Here is an 18,209-nt window from a genome sequence, read left to right as displayed (position 1 = left end):
CCACGTCAACCGTGGGGCGGGGCGACGGGGTGGGGAGACCATGGCTGACGAGGCGACGCAGGAGCTGTCGGTGACACCGGACGCGGTGGCGGGCGGGACGACGCACGTCTCCGACGAGGTGGTGGAGAAGATCGCGGTGGCCGCCGCCCGGTCCGTGCCTGGCGTGGCCGAGCTCGGTGGCGACGTCGCCCGGTTCTTCAACGCGGTGCTCGACCGGGTCGGCCTGGACCAGGTCGGCGACGCGCGGCGGGGATGCTCGGCGCACGTGACCGACGGCGCGGCCGTGGTCAACCTGGTGCTGGTGATCGAAGCCGGCCACCCGGTGCCGCAGGTGACCGACGCGGTCCGGGTCGCGGTGACGGCCGCGGTGGAGGCGTACGGGCTGCGCGCCGACGAGATCAACATCCGGGTGGACGACGTGACGCTCGGCACCCCGGTCTGATCAGGTTACCGACCGGTACGAACACCCTTAGCGATCGTTCAGTCAGCCGTTCTACACTCGGTCTTCAGTCGAGGACTCGAGGAGGAGCCCCGCGGATGAACGCCGACGAGATCGCCGCCGGACGGGCACGCTGGCAGGCCCGCTACGACGCCGCGCGCAAGCGGGACGCCGACTTCACCACGCTGTCCGGGATGACCGTCGACCCGGTGTACGGCCCGCCGGAAGGTACCGCGTACCCGGGCTTCGAGCGGATCGGCTGGCCGGGTGAGTTCCCGTACACCCGGGGGCTCTACCCGACCGGCTACCGCGGGCGGACCTGGACCATCCGGCAGTTCGCCGGGTTCGGCAACGCCCAGCAGACCAACGAGCGTTACAAGATGATCCTGGGCGCCGGCGGCGGCGGGCTCTCCGTCGCCTTCGACATGCCCACCCTGATGGGGCGCGACTCCGACGACCCGCAGTCGCTCGGCGAGGTCGGCCACTGCGGCGTCGCGGTGGACAGCGCGGCCGACATGGAGACCCTCTTCGACGGCATCGACCTGGGCCGCGTCACCACCTCGATGACCATCTCCGGCCCGGCCGTGCCGGTCTTCTGCATGTACCTGGTCGCCGCCGAGCGGCAGGGCGTCGACCTGTCCGCGCTGGACGGCACGCTGCAGACCGACATCTTCAAGGAGTACATCGCGCAGAAGGAGTGGCTCTTCGACCCCGAGCCGCACCTGCGCCTGATCGGCGACCTGATGGAGTACTGCGCCCGGGAGATCCCGCGCTACAAGCCGCTGTCGGTCTCCGGCTACCACATCCGCGAGGCCGGCTCGACCGCCGCGCAGGAACTGGCGTACACCCTCGCCGACGGGTTCGGCTATGTCGAGCTGGGGCTGAGCCGCGGGCTGGACGTCAACGTCTTCGCCCCGGGCCTGAGCTTCTTCTTCGACTCGCACGTGGACTTCTTCGAGGAGATCGCCAAGTTCCGCGCGGCTCGCCGGATCTGGGCCCGCTGGCTGCGCGACGTCTACGGCGCCACCAGCGAGAAGGCCCTCTGGCTGCGGTTCCACACCCAGACCGCCGGGGTGTCGCTGACCGCGCAGCAGCCGGTCAACAACGTGGTGCGGACCGCCGTGGAGGCGCTGGCCGCGGTGCTCGGCGGGACCAACTCGCTGCACACCAACGCCCTGGACGAGACCCTGGCGCTGCCGACCGACGAGTCCGCCGAGATCGCCCTGCGTACCCAGCAGGTGCTGATGGAGGAGACCGGGGTGGTCAACGTCGCCGACCCGCTCGGCGGCTCCTGGTACGTCGAGGCGCTCACCGACAAGATCGAGGCCGAGGCGGAGGAGATCTTCGCCCGGATCCGGCAGCTCGGCGGCGAGGGCCCGCACCAGATCGGCCCGATGACCTCGGGCATCCTGCGCGGCATCGAGGACGGCTGGTTCACCGGCCACATCGCCGAGTCGGCCTTCGTCTACCAGCAGGCGCTGGAGAAGGGCGACAAGAAGATCGTCGGGGTCAACTGCCACACCGGCACCGTCGCCAAGGACCTGGAGATCCTGCGCATCTCGCACGAGGTGGAGCTGGAGCAGCGCCGGGTGCTGGCCGGGCGCAAGGCCGCCCGGGACGACGCCGCGGTCTCCGCCGCCGTCGCTCGGATGGTCGAGGTCGGCCGCTCCGGCGGGAACATGATCCCGGCCATGCTGGACGCCGTCCGCGCCGAGGCCACCCTCGGCGAGATCTGCGACGCCCTCCGCGCCGAGTGGGGCGTCTACCGCGAACCCGCCCGTTTCTGACCCCACCAGCAGGTCCGCGATCGTGCACTCCTGGTGGCCGCGAAAGCACCGCGAAAGGTGCGAACGCCAACCACGGGCGCACGATCGCGGCGGGCGGTGGCGGCAGCGGCCCGGTCGGCGGTGAGCACGGGTGAGAGTTGCAACTGTCGCCGTCGCGGTTGATCTGAGTTCCGCGGGACACGTGCGAGACTAGATAACCATGAGCGACCCACGGATCACCTCGTCGATCTTCACCCGCGGCGCGGTCGACCTCAGCGCGCTGCGCAGCACCGCACCGGCCAACACCCGCCCCACCACACCGACCCAGGCCGGCCCGCCCGCCGGTCTCCCGGGCGGCCCCACCACCGGTGGCGGCGGCCCGTTGATGATCGATGTGACGGAGGCGACCCTCCAGTCCGAGGTGCTCGAACGGTCGCTGAACATGCCCGTCGTCGTCTTCTTCGGGGCAGCCGGCTACCCGGAGAGTGACCAGTTCGCGCCAGTGTTGGAGCGGCTGGCTGCCGAGGGCGGCGGTGCCTGGGTGCTGGCCCGGGTCGACGTCCAGGAGAACCCCCGGATCGCCCAGATGTTCCAGATCCAGGCGATCCCGACGGTCTACGCGGTCGTCGGCGGCAGGCCGATCGACGCCTTCCCCGGCGTGATGCCGGAGGCGCAGCTGCGCCAGTGGATCCAGGCGGTGCTCAAGGCCGGTGGCGTGACCGTGGCCGAGCCGGAGGACCCGCGCCTCGACGAGGCCGACGACGCCCTGCTGAGCGGCGACCTGGACGCCGCCGAGCGGGCGTACCGGAAGATTCTGGCCGAGTCGCCGGCGGACGCCGCGGCGGAGGCCGGCCTGGCCCAGGTCGGGGTGGCCCGCCGGGTCGCCGGCGTCGACCCGCAGGCGGCCCTCGCCGCCGCGCAGGGCGCTTCCGACGACGTCGAGGCCCAGCTGCTCGCCGCCGACATCGAGGTGCTCAGCGGCCTGGCCGAGCAGGCGTACGCCCGGCTGGTCGGCCTGGTCCGCCGAACCGCCGGCGACGATCGGGAGAAGGTACGCCAGCACCTGGTCTCGCTGTTCACCATCGCCGGCCCGGACGACCCCGCGGTCGCCTCGGCCCGACGGGCACTGGCCAGCGCCCTGTTCTGAGTTCGTAGCACGCCAGCGCGGGCCGGCGTTCCGGCCGGCCCGCCGGACCACCGAGGACGGGAGCCCATGATGCGCCGGATCGCCGTCCTCGACGCGCCGACGAACCTGGGACTGCGCCCACCCACGTCGACCTCCGTGCCCGGCTGCGCCAAGGCGCCCGGCGCGCTGCGCGACCACGACCTGCTCGCCCGGCTGCGGGCCCGCGACGCCGGCTGCCTCACCCCGCCCCGGTACGACCCGGGCGACTGGCGGCCCGGCGACGGGGTCTGCCACGCCCGGGAGATCTCCGGCTACTCGCTGACCCTGGCCGACCGGATCGGCGCGATCATCGACCGCGGTGAGTTCCCGCTGGTGCTCGGCGGGGACTGCTCGGTGCTGCTCGGCTCGGCCCTGGCCATGCACCGGCTCGGTGAGGCCGTCGGCGGCCGGATCGGCCTGGTCTTCGTCGACGGCCACTCCGACTTCCGGCACCCCGGCAACGCCTCGTACGTGGGCGCGGCGGCGGGAGAGGACCTCGCTCTGGTGACCGGGCGCGGGCAGGCCGACCTGGCCGCCATCGAGGGGCGGCGCCCCTACTTCCGGGACATCGACGTGGTGGTGCTCGGCATCCGCGCGCAGGACGAATACCGCCTCGACCTGCAGGCCGCCGGCATCACCACCCGCCCGGTGCCGGCGCTGCGCGCCGAGGGCGCGGCCCGCACCGCCCAGTGGGCGCACGAGCAGCTCGCCGACTGCGCCGGCTACTGGGTGCACATCGACGTGGACGTGCTCGACCCGGCGGTGATGCCGGCGGTGGACGCCCCGGACCCGGGCGGGATCGCCTTCGCCGAACTGGAGATCCTGCTCGACGGCCTGGTGGACACCCCGCACTGCCTCGGCGTCGAGCTGACCGTCTTCGACCCCGACTACGACCCGGACGGCTCGTACGCCGCCGAGATCGTCAACACCATCGTGGCGGGGCTGGCCCCGGTGTCGGCGCCGGAGGCGGTCCCGCCCCGGCTGTTGGCGTCGTCCCCGCCGCCGCAGCGCGTCCGGTCCGCCGGGCCGGCGGCCCTCGCCGCCGTCGCCTCCCCGCCCAACCGGGGTGGTGCGGCCGGCCCGGGCTCGCCGGACGGGATCACGGCGGGGACGCCGGTCGGGTCCGCCGGGCCGGCGGCGGGTGAGCCGAGGGCGACACTCGGCCCCGGGCCAGCTGGCCTGGCGGCCGGGGACCTCGCGTCGGCGCCGATGGAGACGCCGGCGCCCGCGATGGCCGTCGAGCCGGTCGGGCCGCCCGCTGCCGTCGGGCCCGGCCTGCTCCGCCGGGTGCCCTGGCCCGAGGAGGACGGGGCGCCGGAGGACGGCACGCCATCCTCGTCCGCCGGCATCGCCTGACGGGCCCGCCGCTGCCCGCGCTGCGGCCGCTGCCGGCGTCGGTCGCGCCGTCGGGCCACGACCCGTCAGCGGAGGGCGCGGAGGAAGCGCTCGCTGATCGGGACCGCGCTGGACGTGCTCGACCCGCCCTGCTCGACGAAGACCGCGAACGCGACGTCGCCCTGCCAGCCGACGAACCAGGCGTGGGTGTGCGCCGGGTTGTCGTCGTACTCGGCGGTGCCGGTCTTGCCGTACACCGGGCCGCCGGGGACGTCGGCCAGCGCCTTCGCCGTGCCGGCGGTGACCACCTCACGCATCATCGCCTTCAGCGGCCCCACCGACTCGGCCTTCAGCTGCGGGCCGGGCTCCGCCGGCTTTGCCGGGGCCGGGTCGAGCACCAGCTTCGGCTGCTCCCAGCGACCGCGGGCCACGGCGGCGGTGGCGCCGGCCATGGCCAGCGGACTGACCACCGTGGTGCCCTGGCCGATTGCTGCGGCGGCCTGCTCCACCGGGGAGCCGTTGGCCGAGACCTTGCCGGTGAAGGCGTCCGTGCCGAGGTCCCAGGTGCCCTCCAGGCCGAGCGTACGGCCGGTGACGGCAAGCCCGTCGGGGCCCAGCTTCGGCGCCAGGGACGCGAAGGCGGTGTTGCAGGACTTGGCGAAGTCCGTGCGGAACGGCACCTTGCCGAGGACGAAGTCGTCGGAGTTCTTGAACGGCCGGCCGTCCACGGTGAACGTCTTCGGGCAGTCCACCACGGCGTCGGCGCCGACCGCGTCCCGGTCCAGCAGGCCGAGGGCGCTGACCATCTTGAAGGTGGAGCCCGGCGGCACCTGGGCGGTGAAGGCCAGGTTCTCCCCGGCCGCGCCCGGCCCGTTGGCGGCGGCGAGCACCGCGCCGTCGCTGATCCGTACCGCCACCAGCGCCGAGCGTCGCTTCTCGCCGCGCAGCGCCGCGTCGGCCGCGTTCTGGGTGGCCACGTCGAGGGTGGTCTTCAGCGGCTGCCCGGGCTGCGGCTCGTGCCGGAAGACCTCGGTCGGCGTCGGGGTGCCGTCGGGGCCGGTGGGCCGCTGGACGAGCACGGTGAGCCCGGGGGTGCCGCGCAGGCGGTCGTCGTGCCGGCCCTGGAGGCCGCCGTGACCGACCAGGTCGCCCTTGGCGTACCTGTCGGGGTGGGCGGCCAGGTCATCGGCCTGCGCCTCGTCGACCGAGCCGAGCAGCGCCCGGGCGAACTCCCGGGTGGGGGCCAGGTCCAGCTTCTCGGAGCGGAACTTGGTGCCGGGCAGGTCGTAGATGCGCGGCCGGATCTGCCGGTACGCCTCGTCCCGCAGCGTCACCACCTCGACGAAAGCACCCGGATCCGCCTCGCTGAGCCGTCCGGGCAGGTCGGCGAGGTCGACCGGGGGAGTCAGCGCCGGCCGGATCGCCTTGAAGGCCGCGTCGAGCTGCTTCACCAGCGCCTTGACATCGGTCACCTCGCCGGGCTGCACGCCGACCCGGACCACCGGCCGGGGCGCCACGATCGGCTGCCCGGCGGCGTCCAGCACCCCGGACCGGGAGCTGGCGTCGCGGCGCACCGTCAACCGGTCGCCCTCGCCGAGTTGCTCCTGCACCAGCTGCGGCTCCCAGATCACCTGCCACTGGTCGTCCTTGCTCAGGCGCAGCCGCACCGGGCGGTCGTACGCCCAGGTGGTCGGGCCCGGCAGCGCCCACTCCACCTGGACCTTGGCGGTGGCGATGTCCTTGGTGACCTCGGCGTCGCCGGAGCGGCGCAGCGTGGGCGGGGTGGCGGCCAGCTCGCCGGAGAGCGCCTTGATCTTCTTGCTGACCTCGGCGGCGGGCAGTCGCGCGCCGGTCGGGTCGATGAACCCGACCGCGGCGAGGTCGCCGGAGCGCCAACCGGCCAGGAAGGCGTCCACGGTCCGTTCCGGTCCGTCACCGTCGGAACACCCGCTGAGCATGCCGGCGGCGAGCACGGTGGCGGCCAGCGTCGCGAGGGCCGGCAGGATGCGCGTACGGGGACGACGGTGCGGGTACGACAGGAGCATGGAGCGGTACCTCCGGATCTTGGACTGCCCTGCACGCTAGTACGGCCGTGCTCTCCGTACCGCCCCGGTGTGGCCGCACGCTGCGTGAAGACCCGGCACGACGGGGTGATGAACATCGCGAGTCGGGGTACTCGGCAGCCGGCCGACCACGCATCTGCAACGGGTGAAAGGACAGAGTCCCGAACCGGACGTCCGGCCGGTGGTCCGCCGACCAATGGCAAAAGCGGCGGGCCTAGGCTGGGCGGCAGAGTGACCCACAACGCGGTGGGTCGAGGGGAGTGGCACCGATGGACCGGCGTCCGGCAATCAAACCGGGACCCGACCTCCGGCAGGCTGATACTGGCCGGGACGACAGCTTCGATTCGGCGACCGACGGGGACGGCTCCGGCCGACTCGACACAGGAGTGACCGGGATGACCGGCTCGAGCATTGACACCCTCTACGACCTGGGGCTTCCCACGGAAGCGCTCGGGGACGACGTGGAGGACGCGGGACTCGACGAGCCAGTACCCAACGCGGAGCGCCTGGTGGCCCAGGCGGTGGCGTTGGCCGGCGACGACCACGACGCGGCGACCCTGGCGAGCCGTTTCTGGCGGTTCGCGCCGGACGAGGAGCTGATCGGGTTCACCGCGGAGGAGATGCTCGACGCCGCCCGGGCGCACCGGGACCTGGCCCAGCAGCGGGTGCCGGGCGAGCTGAAACTGCGCATCCACTCACCCGACGCCGAGCAGCACCACACGGTGATCGAGATCGTCACGGACGACATGCCGTTCCTGGTCGACTCGGTGACCGCGCTGCTCAACTCCCACCACCTCGACGTGCACCTGCTGGTGCACCCGCTGGTGGTGGTGCGGCGGGAGCCGCTCGGCCGGCTGACCGAGGTCTCCGCCGACGTCGAGCCGGACGACGCGATCGCCGGCGACCTGGTCGAGAGCTGGATGCGGATCGAGATCGACCCGGTCCGCGACGCCGGCGAGCGGGAGAAGCTGCGCCGCGAACTCCAGCGGGTGCTCACCGACGTGCGCGAGGCGGTGGAGGACTGGCCGAAGATGCGCCAGCGCGCCCTGGTCCTCGCCGACGACCTGGCCTCCGCGCGGACCTCCGACAACCGCCCACCGGTGCCGGAGAAGGACATCACCGACTCGGTGGAGCTGCTGCGCTGGCTGGCCCACGACCACTTCACCTTCCTCGGTTACCGCGAGTACCGGCTGGTCGACAACGGCGCCGGCGCCGGCACCGGGCTGGAGGCGGTGCTCGGCACCGGGCTGGGCATCCTGCGCTCGGACTCGCCGGAGGCGCGGGCGTTGTCGTCGATGACGCCCGAGGCGCACGAGAAGGTGATGGAGAAGCGCCTGCTGATCATCACCAAGGCGAACTCCCGGGCGACCGTGCACCGGTCCGCCTACCTGGACTACATCGGGTTCAAGATCTTCAACGAGGCCGGCGAGGTGGTCGGGGAGCGGCGTTTCCTCGGCCTGTTCTCCACCGCCGCGTACCGGACCAGCGTCCGGGAGCTGCCGGTGGTCCGGCGCAAGGTCGCCGAGGTGCTGGACCGCTCCGGCCTGAGCCAGCGCAGCCACTCCGGCAAGGACCTGCTCCAGATCCTGGAGACCTACCCGCGCGACGAGCTGTTCCAGATCAAGACCGACGACCTGTACCACGCGGTGACCGGCGTGCTGCGGATGGCCGGTCGCCGGCAGCTGCGGGTCTTCCTGCGCCGGGACGCGTACGGGCGGTTCATCTCCTGCCTGATCTACCTGCCCCGGGACCGGTTCACCACCCAGAACCGGCTGCGCATGCAGGACATCCTGCTCCGCGAGCTGAACGGCGTCGGGGTGGACTACACCACCCGGGTGACCGAGTCGATGCTGGCCCGGGTGCACTTCATAGTCCGGACCGACCCGGCCAGCCCGCCCGGCGACGTCGACCCCGACCTGCTCGCCGAGGAGCTGGCCGACGCCACCCGGCTCTGGGACGACGACTACCGGCTGGTGCTGGAGCGCAAGCTCGGCGACGAGCAGGCCAAGCACCTGTTCAGCCGGTACGCCGACGCCTTCCCGGAGGGCTACAAGGACGGCCACACGCCGTACGAGGCGATGAAGGACCTGGCCAAGCTGGAGCTGCTGGAGGAGCCCGGCCAGCTGGAGATGCACCTGTTCCGCAAGCACCTCGCCCCGCGCGGCACCGACCCGGGCGCGGACGCCGACGACATCATGGACGTCCGCTTCAAGGTCTACCGGTACGGCGAGCCGATGATGCTCTCCGCCGTGCTGCCGGTGCTGCACTCGCTCGGCGTCGGGGTGGTCGACGAGCACCCGTACGAGGTGGACCGGGTCGACGGCCAGGTCTTCCTGTACGACTTCGGCCTGCGCCTGCCCGAGGGGCACCAGGAGCTGGCCGAGGTGCGCCCGCACGTGGAGAACGCCTTCGCCGCCGCCTGGCGGGGCGAGGCCGAGGTGGACGGCTTCAACGAGCTGGTCCTGCGCGGCGGCCTCACCTGGCGGCAGGTGGTGGTGCTGCGGGCGTACGCGAAGTACCTGCGCCAGGCCGGCACCGTCTTCTCTCAGGACTACATGGAGCAGACCTTCATCGCGTACCCGAAGATCACCGCGCTGCTGGTGGACCTCTTCGAGGCGCGGTTCGCCCCGGGCTCCGCGAGCCTGGAGGAGCGCCGGCAGCGCAGCGACGAGCTGGTCACCGCGATCGGCGCGGCGCTGGACGACGTGGCCAGCCTGGACCAGGACCGCATCCTGCGGTCGTACCTGACGCTGATCCAGGCCACCCTGCGCACCAGCTTCTACCAGAAGCCGGTCGGCGGGCGACCCAAGTCGTACGTGGCGTTCAAGCTGGACCCGCAGGCCATCCCGGACCTGCCGGCCCCGCGGCCGAAGTTCGAGATCTTCGTGTACTCGCCCCGGTTCGAGGGCGTGCACCTGCGGTACGGGCCGGTGGCCCGGGGCGGGTTGCGCTGGTCCGACCGGCGGGAGGACTTCCGCACCGAGGTGCTCGGCCTGGTCAAGGCGCAGATGGTGAAGAACGCCGTGATCGTGCCGGTGGGTGCCAAGGGCGGCTTCGTGCTCAAGCAGAAGCCGGGCGACCGGGACGAGGCGGTCGCCTGCTACAAGGAGTTCGTCGGCGCGATGCTCGACGTCACCGACAACATCGTCGGCGGCGAGATCGTGCCGCCGGTCGACGTGGTCCGGCACGACGCCGACGACCCGTACCTGGTGGTGGCGGCGGACAAGGGCACCGCGTCGTTCTCCGACATCGCCAACGAGATCTCGGCGGCGCACAACTTTTGGCTCGGCGACGCGTTCGCCTCCGGTGGTTCCGCCGGGTACGACCACAAGAAGATGGGCATCACCGCCCGGGGCGCCTGGGAGTCGGTCAAGCGGCACTTCCGCGAGCTGGGCCACGACACCCAGACCCAGGACTTCACCGTGGTCGGCGTCGGCGACATGTCCGGCGACGTGTTCGGCAACGGCATGCTGCTCTCGAAGCACATCCGGCTGGCGGCCGCCTTTGACCACCGGCACATCTTCCTCGACCCGGATCCGGACGCCGCCCGCTCGTGGGAGGAGCGCAAGCGGCTGTTCGACCTGCCCCGGTCGTCGTGGGAGGACTACGACACGTCGCTGATCTCCGAAGGCGGCGGGGTGTACTCGCGTACCGCCAAGTCGGTGCCGCTCTCGCCGCAGATCCGCGCGGTGCTCGACCTCGACGAGGACGTGACGCAGCTGAGCCCGCAGGAGCTGATGAAGGCGATCCTCACCGCGCCGGTCGACCTGTTCTGGAACGGCGGCATCGGCACCTACGTGAAGGCCTCCACCCAGACCAACGCCGAGGTGGGCGACAAGTCCAACGACGCCATCCGGGTGGACGGCAATACCCTGCGCTGCCGGGTGGCCGGCGAGGGCGGCAACCTGGGCTGGACCCAGCTCGGCCGGATCGAGTACGCGCAGGCCGGCGGTCGGATCTACACCGACTTCATCGACAACGCGGCCGGGGTGGACTGCTCCGACCACGAGGTGAACATCAAGATCCTGCTCAACACGGCGGTCGCCGACGGAGTGCTGGGCCTCCCCGAGCGGGACGAGCTGCTCGCCCAGATGACCGACGAGGTCGCCGAGCTGGTGCTCCGGGACAACTACGACCAGGCGCGGGCGATCAACAACGCCCAGGCCCAGTCTGCGTCGCTGCTCCCGGTGCACCGGCGGATGATCAGCGAGCTGGAGCGGGCCGGTCAGCTCGACCGGGCCCTGGAGGCGCTGCCGCCGGACGAGGAGTTGGCGGTCCGCACCGAGGCCGGGCTGACCGCGCCGGAGTTCGCCGTGCTGCTCGCGTACGTCAAGATCGTGCTGGAGCGGGAGATCCTGGCCGAGGGGCTGGCCGACGAGGAGTGGACGACCGAAGTCCTGGTCAACTACTTCCCGACGCCGATGCGCGAGCGCTTCGCGGACCGGATGGGCCGGCACCGGCTGCGCCGCGACATCGTCACCACCGTGCTGGTCAACGAGGTGATCAACCGGGGCGGCATCTCGTTCCTCTTCCGGGTGGTCGAGGAGACGGCAGCGTCGGCGGCGGACGTGATCCGGGCGTACGTGGTGGTCCGCGAGGTCTTCGGGCTGCGCGAGCTCTGGGACGCCATCGAGGCGTTGGACGACAAGGTCTCCCCGGAGTTGCAGACCAACGTCTACCTGGACACCCGGCGGCTGGTCGACCGCGCGGTGCGCTGGCTGGTCACCAACCGGCGCTCGCCGATCGACGTGCCGGCCGAGATCGCCCGGTTGCGCGACGGCGTGGCCCGGCTCCTGCCCGACCTGGAGGAGCGCTTCTACGGCAGCGAGCGCGAGTCGCTGGCGGCGCACATCGACTCGATGACCGAGCAGGGGCTGCCGCGCGATCTGGCCGAGCAGGCGACCCGGCTGATGTACAGCTTCGGCCTGCTGGACGTGGTGGAGACGGCGACCGCCAGCGGGCGGGACGTGGGCGAGGTGGCCTCGGTGTACTTCGTCCTGTCCGACCTGTTCCGGGTGGACGCCCTGCTGTCGAAGATCTCGCTGTTGCCGCGGGAGGACCGGTGGCAGACGCTGGCCCGGATGGCGCTGCGCTACGACCTGTACGCCGCGCTGGCCGCGCTCACCGCTGAGGTCCTGGGCTCCACCCCGGACAGCCTGCCCTCGCACGAGCGGGTGCAGGAGTGGGAGCAGTCGAACGCCACCTCGATCCACCGTGCCCGTCGGGCGATGGGGGAGTTCGACGAGTCCCGGGCGGACCTGGCCGCCCTGTCGGTGCTGCTGCGCCAGATCCGCACCCTGGTGCGGACCTCCGCCGCGGCCTGATCGACGATCAGGCGTGGTCCGGCCGGTCGGATTTCCCGATCCGGCCGGACCGCGCTGGTGGCGTCAGGACGTCATCGTGGCCAGGACGATGATGTTGTTCAGGTAGCTGCGGCTGGTCTGGTCGAACTGACCGCCGCAGGTCACCAGACGCAGGCTGGCCTTGTCGCTGGGGCCGTACACGAGTTCGGTCGGGAACGACGTCTTCGGGTACGACTCGACCGAGTCGACTTTGAAGCTGGCCTGCTGGCGGTCCTCACGGGTGACGGTGATGGTGTCACCGGGCTGCAGCGCGCCGAGTTTGAAGAAGACGGCGGGCCCGAGCTTGGCCGAGTCGACGTGGCCGACGATGACAGCGTTGCCGACTTCGCCAGGGCTGGGACCGGGCGAGTACCAGCCGGCCAACTGGGCCTGGTCCAGCGGGGGCACCTGGACCGTGCCGTCCGGATTGGTGCCGAGCAGCATGATGTCGGCGTTCACCCCGATCCGGGGAATCGTGATGGTCTTCGGGCTCGACCGGGCCAGGGCGGCGGGGGCGGGAACGTGGTCCGGGGTGGTCTCGTCGGCGGCAGACGCCTGGCTGGCGGCCTGGGTGGCGGTGCCGTCGACGGTGTCGGGAGCGGTCGTGGTCGGGCCGGCGGACGCGGCTTGGGCCAGCGGCTGGGGCGGCTGGGGCGGGGGCACGGTCCGGACGGACGCGCCGACCATGCCGGCGCCCGCCATGGCGAGGAGGACGACGACGGCCGCGCCGGCGGCGCGCCACGGTTTCCCGTGACGGCCGCCAGCCCGTGTCGCCGTAATGTCAGACGAGGTCATTGGCCCGACGCCGACGCATCAGCACGATCCCGCCCAGCGTGGCTGCACCGATCATGCCCGCCCCACCGGTGGCCAGACCACGGTTGGTGCTGGTGGTGGTCATGCCACCGTCACCCCCGTCGACGTGGCCCCGCGGCATGCAGTGGTCCCTGCGGTCCTCGTCCTTGCCCTCGTGGTCCTTGCGGTCGTGGTCCTTGCGGTCCTCGTCCTTGCCCTCGTGGTCCTTGCGGTCGTGGTCCTTGCGGTCCTCGTCCTTGCGGTTCTCGTCCTTGCGGTCCTCGTCCTTGCGGTCGTCCCGCATGTCCGAGTCGGCAGCCATTCCACCACCTTGGCCTGACTGCCAGACTTCGTTGCCGCTGTCCCAGTTGGAGCCGCCCCAGTCCTTGCGGTCCTCGTCCTTGCGGTCGTGGTCCTTGCGGTCCTCGTCCTTGCGGTCCTCGTCCTTGCGGTCCTCGTGGTCCTTGCGGTCGTGGTCCTTGCGGTCCTCGTCCTTGCGGTCGTGGTCCTTGCGGTCCTCGTCCTTGCGGTCCTCGTGGTCCTTGCGGTCGTGGTCCTTGCGGTCCTCGTCCTTGCGGTCGTGGTCCTTGCGGTCCCAGTCCCTGCCGTTCCAGCCCTTGTCGTCCTGGCAGAAGTCAAGGAGATTGACCTGCGGCTTGTCGACGACCTTGCCCACGTACTCCGCCTGTCCGCTGGCGTACGCCGACCCCGGCGAGAACAGCAGCAGGGTCGCGCCGCCAAGAGCGGCTCCCGCGACGATCTTCCCAAGCATCTTCTTTGCCATGACCTGCGTCACTCCATCCCCTGTTGTCCTTTGAGCCCGACACTCGAGCTACGCCCGACGTTAGACGGTTTCGTGAGCTATACGAGGAAAGATTCGTGTTTAGGAGTTTTCTGGCCTTGGGGCGGCTAGGCGTGCTAAGCGGCGTATGGAAGGGTTAACACCCTGGCGTTGCCATCCGTGCAGTCCAGCCCACCTACGCCCGGACCGGGCTCGGAGGGCGCGGCAGGCCCTTTTGGTGCCGTCCTCGGCCGTCCTCCGCTGATCTGCCCCGGTCCAAGCCGTCTTGCGTCGCGCAAGGGCGAGCGGGGTCCCTTCATCGCCTGCGTTCGCCCAGTCAGTACATCGAGGCATTGCCCTGGAAGCGCTCCCATGCAAGAATCACTGCACGCGGTTCGGGGAGCCACACCGCGCAGGCAGACGCCGAGGGCAACCGGTCCGACCGGACGGCGTGGCCGACGACGCCACCGCCGACGACGCCCCGCCGGGGCAGAAGGTGGACAACCCGTACGCCGGGGCGAGGAGGTACGTGAACCCGGAGTGGAAGGCGAAGGCGGACGCCGAGGCCGGCGGCAGCCGGGTGTCGAACAACCCGACGGACTCGAACGCCTACCCGCCGCTCTCCTGAGCACCGGGCGGACCGCCCACCCGCCGCGGCGGGAGTGAGGCGCTGCCGCGGTGGGCTTCCCACAGGCCTCTGGCCCGACCGGTCATCCGGTCGGGCCAGAGGCCCCCGCCGTACCCGTCGGCGGCGGTCGTCGGCCGCCGGGGTGCCCGGCGGGCGGCGAGGGTCAGGGGACGGTCTTCTCGACCGCGGCGCGGCCCTGTTCGGCCAGGTCGCGACGGGCCCGCTCGATGTTCTCCGGGGTCAGGTCCTGCCCGCGGGCCATCACCAGGTCCTCCGGCTCCCAGGGCTGCTCGGCCCCGGTGCGGATGTTGTCCCTGGCGGCCCCCGTGCCGGTGCCCGTGGCCCCGGTACCGGCCGCATACGGGTCGCCGAGCAGGTCCTCGGTCGACGTGTCGCCGGGCTCGGTGAAGGACGGGTTGTCCCGGTCGGCGCCGCCCCCGGTCACCAACTGCGGCACGGTGGTCTCGTCGTCGACCGCGGCGGCCACCTCCGGGCTCTCCTCCAGCGGCCGGCGGTTCGGGTCACGATCCGTCATGGTGCTGACCTCCTGTCCCAGGCGCGCCTCCTGTCCCAGGCGCGTGTGTCTCGCGTACCCCGGTGGGACCGGCCCATGCCGGCGGAGGTCAGGCCCCTGAGCCTCCTCGGCGTTGGTCGGGTGCGCGCCCGCTGTCACCCCGGATGGACGGGCGTCCTGCCGTCCGTGCGGTACGGACGCGGGCGCCCCGGCCGGAGGTCCGCCCCGGGGCGCCCGGGGAGGATCAGCGACCGAGGACCCGGTCCAGGAAGTCGCGGTACTGCCGCACGGCCACCCGCAGCTGCTCGGTGTCCGCCGAGCCGGCTGCCTGCCAGCCGCCGAGCTTCTCCTTCTGCGCGGCGAGTGCGTCTGAGAGCGCCCGGATCGCCTCCTCGACCAGCGACTGGGCCTCGCCGACGGCCGCGCGTGGGTCGTCCACGAAGCGGAGCTGCACCTCCCGCCAGCGGTCCCGGAAGCCCTGCGCCGCGTCCGCGTCGAAGAGCATCGCCGGGTGCGTGGGGACGTTCGCACCGGACGGCCGGGCCGCCTCCGCGACCCCGGCCGCCCCGGCCGGGCCGACGCTGGCCGCGGCGGCGGCTGCGCCACCCTCCGGCGCCTCGGCGTCCGGGTCGACCATGGTCGGCTCGGCGCTGCCGTACCCGGCCGCACCGGCCGCCGCCGCGTCGGCGTCGCCTCGGGCGCCCCCGGCGTGCGCCTCCTCCCACCGCTCGGGGTCGTGGATCCGGTCGGCGGCGGTCGGGTCGGCCCGCTCGTCGTCGAACGGCTCGGTCCGCCCGGGAGCGCCGTCGCCCGGCATCGCGGTGTCCTCCAACCGGGCGTCCCGTTCGTCCTCGGGACGGCCGCCGGCCAGCGCCGACGCGGCGACCGCGTCGGCCACGGTGGCCGCCCCGAAGGCGGTCGGCAGCGGGGCCGGTTCGTGGAACTCCGGCCGCGTGTCGCCGGCCGCGTCGTCGCGGTCGCGCACGTCGTGCGGGCGGGTGTCGTCGCCGTCGTCGGCGGTCACCCTGGGGTCGTCGAAGGTTCCCCGGTCGTCCAGCACGTCGTCGGGGATGTCGGCCCGGCCGTCCCAGTCGTCCCGGGGCGTCCCGGGTCGGGCGTCCGCCGGCGTGACCGGCACCGGGGCGGAGCGGACCGCCTCCGCGTGGTCGGTGCTGCCCTGCTGCTCTTCCTGGCGCATCGCGGCTCTCCTCAGCGGCTCGTGACGTCATGCGGACTGTCCGGGTGGCGTTGCTCCGGCGGCCGGTGCCCGACCGGCTCCTCGCCGAGCAGGTCGACGAAGCGGACCTGGAGCTCCTCCCAGGCGGCGGCGTACCGGGCCCGGGACCCCGGGTCCAGCGGGGTGAGTTCGAGCTCCGCGTGCCGGCGTTCCCGGTCGCGCAGCTCCCGTTCGGCGGCTCCGCGGCTGTCCTGCTCCGCGACGACCCGGTCGTACTCGGGGCCGAAGCGGCGCTTGAGCGCGCGTCGGCGGCCGGTCACTACGGCCGCGGCGACCAGCGCGGTGACCACCAGCACGACGACAACCACAACGATTACCTGCGTGGGCGACATGGCTCCTCCTTCGCCACCTGGTATTCCCTCCACGCGCTGGCCACCAATCCCGATTCCGCGGACTTTCCTGGCTGATTCCCGGCCCCGGCATGGCGATGCCCACAGGATGAACCGCCACCAAAACTTGACTCATTCCAGAAAGCGCGCTTGGCTGGGGTGATGCCGGTCCGGCCCCCCGCCCAGCCTCGATTCCTCGGCCGCCACCGCGTTCGCGGTGGAGTTCGCCGAGGTCACGTACTGGGGGCGCTGCCCCGACTGCCAGAACCGATCAGGAGGAGAGCGATGAGCGACAAGGCCGACAAGCCGATCCTCACGACCCGTCAGGGTCACCCCGTGCACAACAACCAGCAGCAGCGGACGGTCGGTTCGCGCGGCCCGGCGACGCTGGAGAACTACCACTTCCTGGAGAAGATCAGCCACTTCGACCGGGAGCGGATCCCGGAGCGGGTGGTGCACGCCCGCGGCTTCGTCGCACACGGCGAGTTCGAGGCGTACGGGACGATCGGCGACCAGCCGGCGTCGAAGTACACCCGGGCCAAGCTCTTCCAGACCAAGGGCAGGAAGACCCCCGTCACCATCCGGTTCTCCACCGTCATCGGCGGCCGGGACTCCTCCGAGGCGGCCCGGGACCCGCGTGGCTTCGCGGTCAAGTTCCGCACCGAGGACGGCAACTGGGACATGGTCGGCAACAACCTCCAGGTCTTCTTCATCCGGGACGCGATCAAGTTCCCGGACGTGATCCACTCGCTGAAGCCGGACCCGGTCACCTTCCGCCAGGAGCCGAACCGGATCTTCGACTTCATGTCGAACACGCCCGAGTCCATGCACATGTTGACCTGGCTCTTCTCCCCGTACGGCATCCCGAAGAACTACCGGACGATGCGCGGCTCCGGGGTGAACACCTACCGCTTCGTCAACGCCGAGGGCGAGGGCGTGCTGGTCAAGTTCCACTGGCTGACCCAGCAGGGCGAGCACAACCTGACCGAGGCGCAGGCCGCCGAGATCCAGGCCAGGGACCTCGGGCACGCCTCGAAGGACCTCTACGAGGCGATCGAGCGCGGCGAGTACCCCAAGTGGGAGCTCAACGTCCAGATCATGAGCGACGACGAGCACCCGGAGCTGGACTTCGACCCGCTCGACGACACCAAGATCTGGCCGGAGGAGGACTTCCCCTACCTGCCGGTCGGCATGATGACGCTCAACCGCAACATCACCGACCACCACAACGAGAACGAGCAGATCGCCTTTGGCACCGGCGTGCTGGTCGACGGCATCGACTTCTCCGACGACAAGATGCTGGTCGGCCGGACGTTCTCCTACTCGGACACCCAGCGGTACCGGGTCGGCCCGAACTACCTCCAGCTGCCGATCAACCGGCCGCGCGAGGACGTGCCGGTCAGCACCAACCAGGGCGGCGGTCAGATGTCGTACGGCGTCGACAACCGGGGCGGCAACCCGCACATCAACTTCGAGCCGTCCTCGGTCGCCGGTCTGCGTGAGGCCGACGAGTCCTACCGGGAGTACCGTCCGTTCGTCTCGGGGCAGATCATGAAGGCCCCGATCGAGCGGCAGAACAACTACTCCCAGGCCGGCCGGCGCTACCGCGAGATGGCCGACTGGGAGCGGGACGACCTGATCCTCAACCTGGTCGACAACCTGGCCCAGTGCGACAAGCACATCCAGGAGAAGATGGTCTGGCACTTCAGCCAGTGCGACGAGGGCTACGGCCGTCGGGTCGCGGAGGGCCTCGGCATTTCCGTCAACAGCTGACCGTTCCGCCCACACGTGACGCCCCGCCGGTCCTCCCGGCGGGGC

The 18,209-nt window shown here is 71.9% G+C and carries 13 protein-coding genes; 7 read left to right on the top strand and 6 right to left on the bottom strand.

Features of this window, described 5'->3' with window-relative positions:
* Nucleotides 1-40 precede the first annotated feature (40 nt).
* From ABZ807_RS06035 to ABZ807_RS06020, 4 genes are all read left to right on the top strand, one after another.
* Nucleotides 41-442: an Asp23/Gls24 family envelope stress response protein gene (locus tag ABZ807_RS06035; protein WP_357153462.1), complete on the top strand. Its 402-nt coding sequence runs from the start codon at nucleotides 41-43 to the stop codon at nucleotides 440-442.
* A gap of 95 nt (nucleotides 443-537) precedes the next feature.
* Nucleotides 538-2,226, top strand: coding sequence for a methylmalonyl-CoA mutase family protein (locus tag ABZ807_RS06030; RefSeq protein ID WP_357153461.1), 1,689 nt, complete (start codon nucleotides 538-540; stop codon nucleotides 2,224-2,226).
* 199 nt (nucleotides 2,227-2,425) lie between these two features.
* Complete coding sequence (locus ABZ807_RS06025; RefSeq protein WP_357153459.1) at nucleotides 2,426-3,352, top strand: tetratricopeptide repeat protein; 927 nt, start codon at nucleotides 2,426-2,428, stop codon at nucleotides 3,350-3,352.
* A gap of 66 nt (nucleotides 3,353-3,418) precedes the next feature.
* Nucleotides 3,419-4,726 carry an arginase family protein gene (locus ABZ807_RS06020; RefSeq protein ID WP_357153457.1) on the top strand — a complete coding sequence of 436 codons (1,308 nt, stop codon included), beginning with the start codon at nucleotides 3,419-3,421 and terminating at the stop codon, nucleotides 4,724-4,726.
* Between the two features lie 65 nt (nucleotides 4,727-4,791).
* Here ABZ807_RS06020 and ABZ807_RS06015 read toward each other — a convergent pair whose 3' ends face one another.
* Nucleotides 4,792-6,750, bottom strand: coding sequence for a penicillin-binding transpeptidase domain-containing protein (locus ABZ807_RS06015; RefSeq protein ID WP_357153455.1), 1,959 nt, complete (start codon nucleotides 6,748-6,750; stop codon nucleotides 4,792-4,794).
* 287 nt (nucleotides 6,751-7,037) lie between these two features.
* Here ABZ807_RS06015 and ABZ807_RS06010 point away from each other — a divergent pair, with 287 nt between their 5' ends.
* The gene (locus ABZ807_RS06010) at nucleotides 7,038-12,092 is read left to right on the top strand and encodes an NAD-glutamate dehydrogenase (protein ID WP_357153453.1); all 5,055 of its coding nucleotides are present in this window, start codon (nucleotides 7,038-7,040) and stop codon (nucleotides 12,090-12,092) included.
* Between the two features lie 63 nt (nucleotides 12,093-12,155).
* Here ABZ807_RS06010 and ABZ807_RS06005 read toward each other — a convergent pair whose 3' ends face one another.
* Both ABZ807_RS06005 and ABZ807_RS06000 read right to left on the bottom strand, forming a co-directional pair.
* Nucleotides 12,156-12,890, bottom strand: coding sequence for a class F sortase (locus ABZ807_RS06005; protein WP_357153719.1), 735 nt, complete (start codon nucleotides 12,888-12,890; stop codon nucleotides 12,156-12,158).
* Nucleotide 12,891: 1 nt separating this feature from the next.
* Nucleotides 12,892-13,686 carry a hypothetical protein gene (locus tag ABZ807_RS06000; RefSeq protein ID WP_357153452.1) on the bottom strand — a complete coding sequence of 265 codons (795 nt, stop codon included), beginning with the start codon at nucleotides 13,684-13,686 and terminating at the stop codon, nucleotides 12,892-12,894.
* Between the two features lie 448 nt (nucleotides 13,687-14,134).
* On the opposite strand from ABZ807_RS06000, the gene ABZ807_RS05995 reads away from it, so the two are divergent.
* The gene (locus tag ABZ807_RS05995) at nucleotides 14,135-14,311 is read left to right on the top strand and encodes a hypothetical protein (RefSeq protein ID WP_357153741.1); all 177 of its coding nucleotides are present in this window, start codon (nucleotides 14,135-14,137) and stop codon (nucleotides 14,309-14,311) included.
* Between the two features lie 163 nt (nucleotides 14,312-14,474).
* Here ABZ807_RS05995 and ABZ807_RS05990 read toward each other — a convergent pair whose 3' ends face one another.
* The 3 genes from ABZ807_RS05990 to ABZ807_RS05980 all read right to left on the bottom strand — a co-directional run bounded on the left by ABZ807_RS05990 (nucleotide 14,475) and on the right by ABZ807_RS05980 (nucleotide 16,394).
* The gene (locus ABZ807_RS05990) at nucleotides 14,475-14,846 is read right to left on the bottom strand and encodes a hypothetical protein (RefSeq protein WP_357153450.1); all 372 of its coding nucleotides are present in this window, start codon (nucleotides 14,844-14,846) and stop codon (nucleotides 14,475-14,477) included.
* Nucleotides 14,847-15,069: 223 nt separating this feature from the next.
* Nucleotides 15,070-16,023, bottom strand: coding sequence for a hypothetical protein (locus tag ABZ807_RS05985; RefSeq protein ID WP_357153448.1), 954 nt, complete (start codon nucleotides 16,021-16,023; stop codon nucleotides 15,070-15,072).
* A gap of 11 nt (nucleotides 16,024-16,034) precedes the next feature.
* On the bottom strand, nucleotides 16,035-16,394 hold the full coding sequence (locus ABZ807_RS05980; protein ID WP_357153446.1) for a hypothetical protein: 360 nt from the start codon (nucleotides 16,392-16,394) through the stop codon (nucleotides 16,035-16,037).
* Nucleotides 16,395-16,676: 282 nt separating this feature from the next.
* Between ABZ807_RS05980 and ABZ807_RS05975 the strand changes: the two genes are divergently transcribed.
* A complete protein-coding gene (locus tag ABZ807_RS05975; RefSeq protein WP_357153444.1) occupies nucleotides 16,677-18,164 on the top strand; it encodes a catalase in 1,488 nt (495 codons plus the stop codon).
* The last annotated feature ends 45 nt before the right edge of the window (nucleotides 18,165-18,209 follow it).

Source organism: Micromonospora sp. NPDC047548 (assembly GCF_040642975.1).
Lineage (GTDB): Bacteria > Actinomycetota > Actinomycetes > Mycobacteriales > Micromonosporaceae > Micromonospora.
Note: the sequence above shows the minus strand (reverse complement) of the source record. Positions and strands in the feature narration are given on the sequence as shown.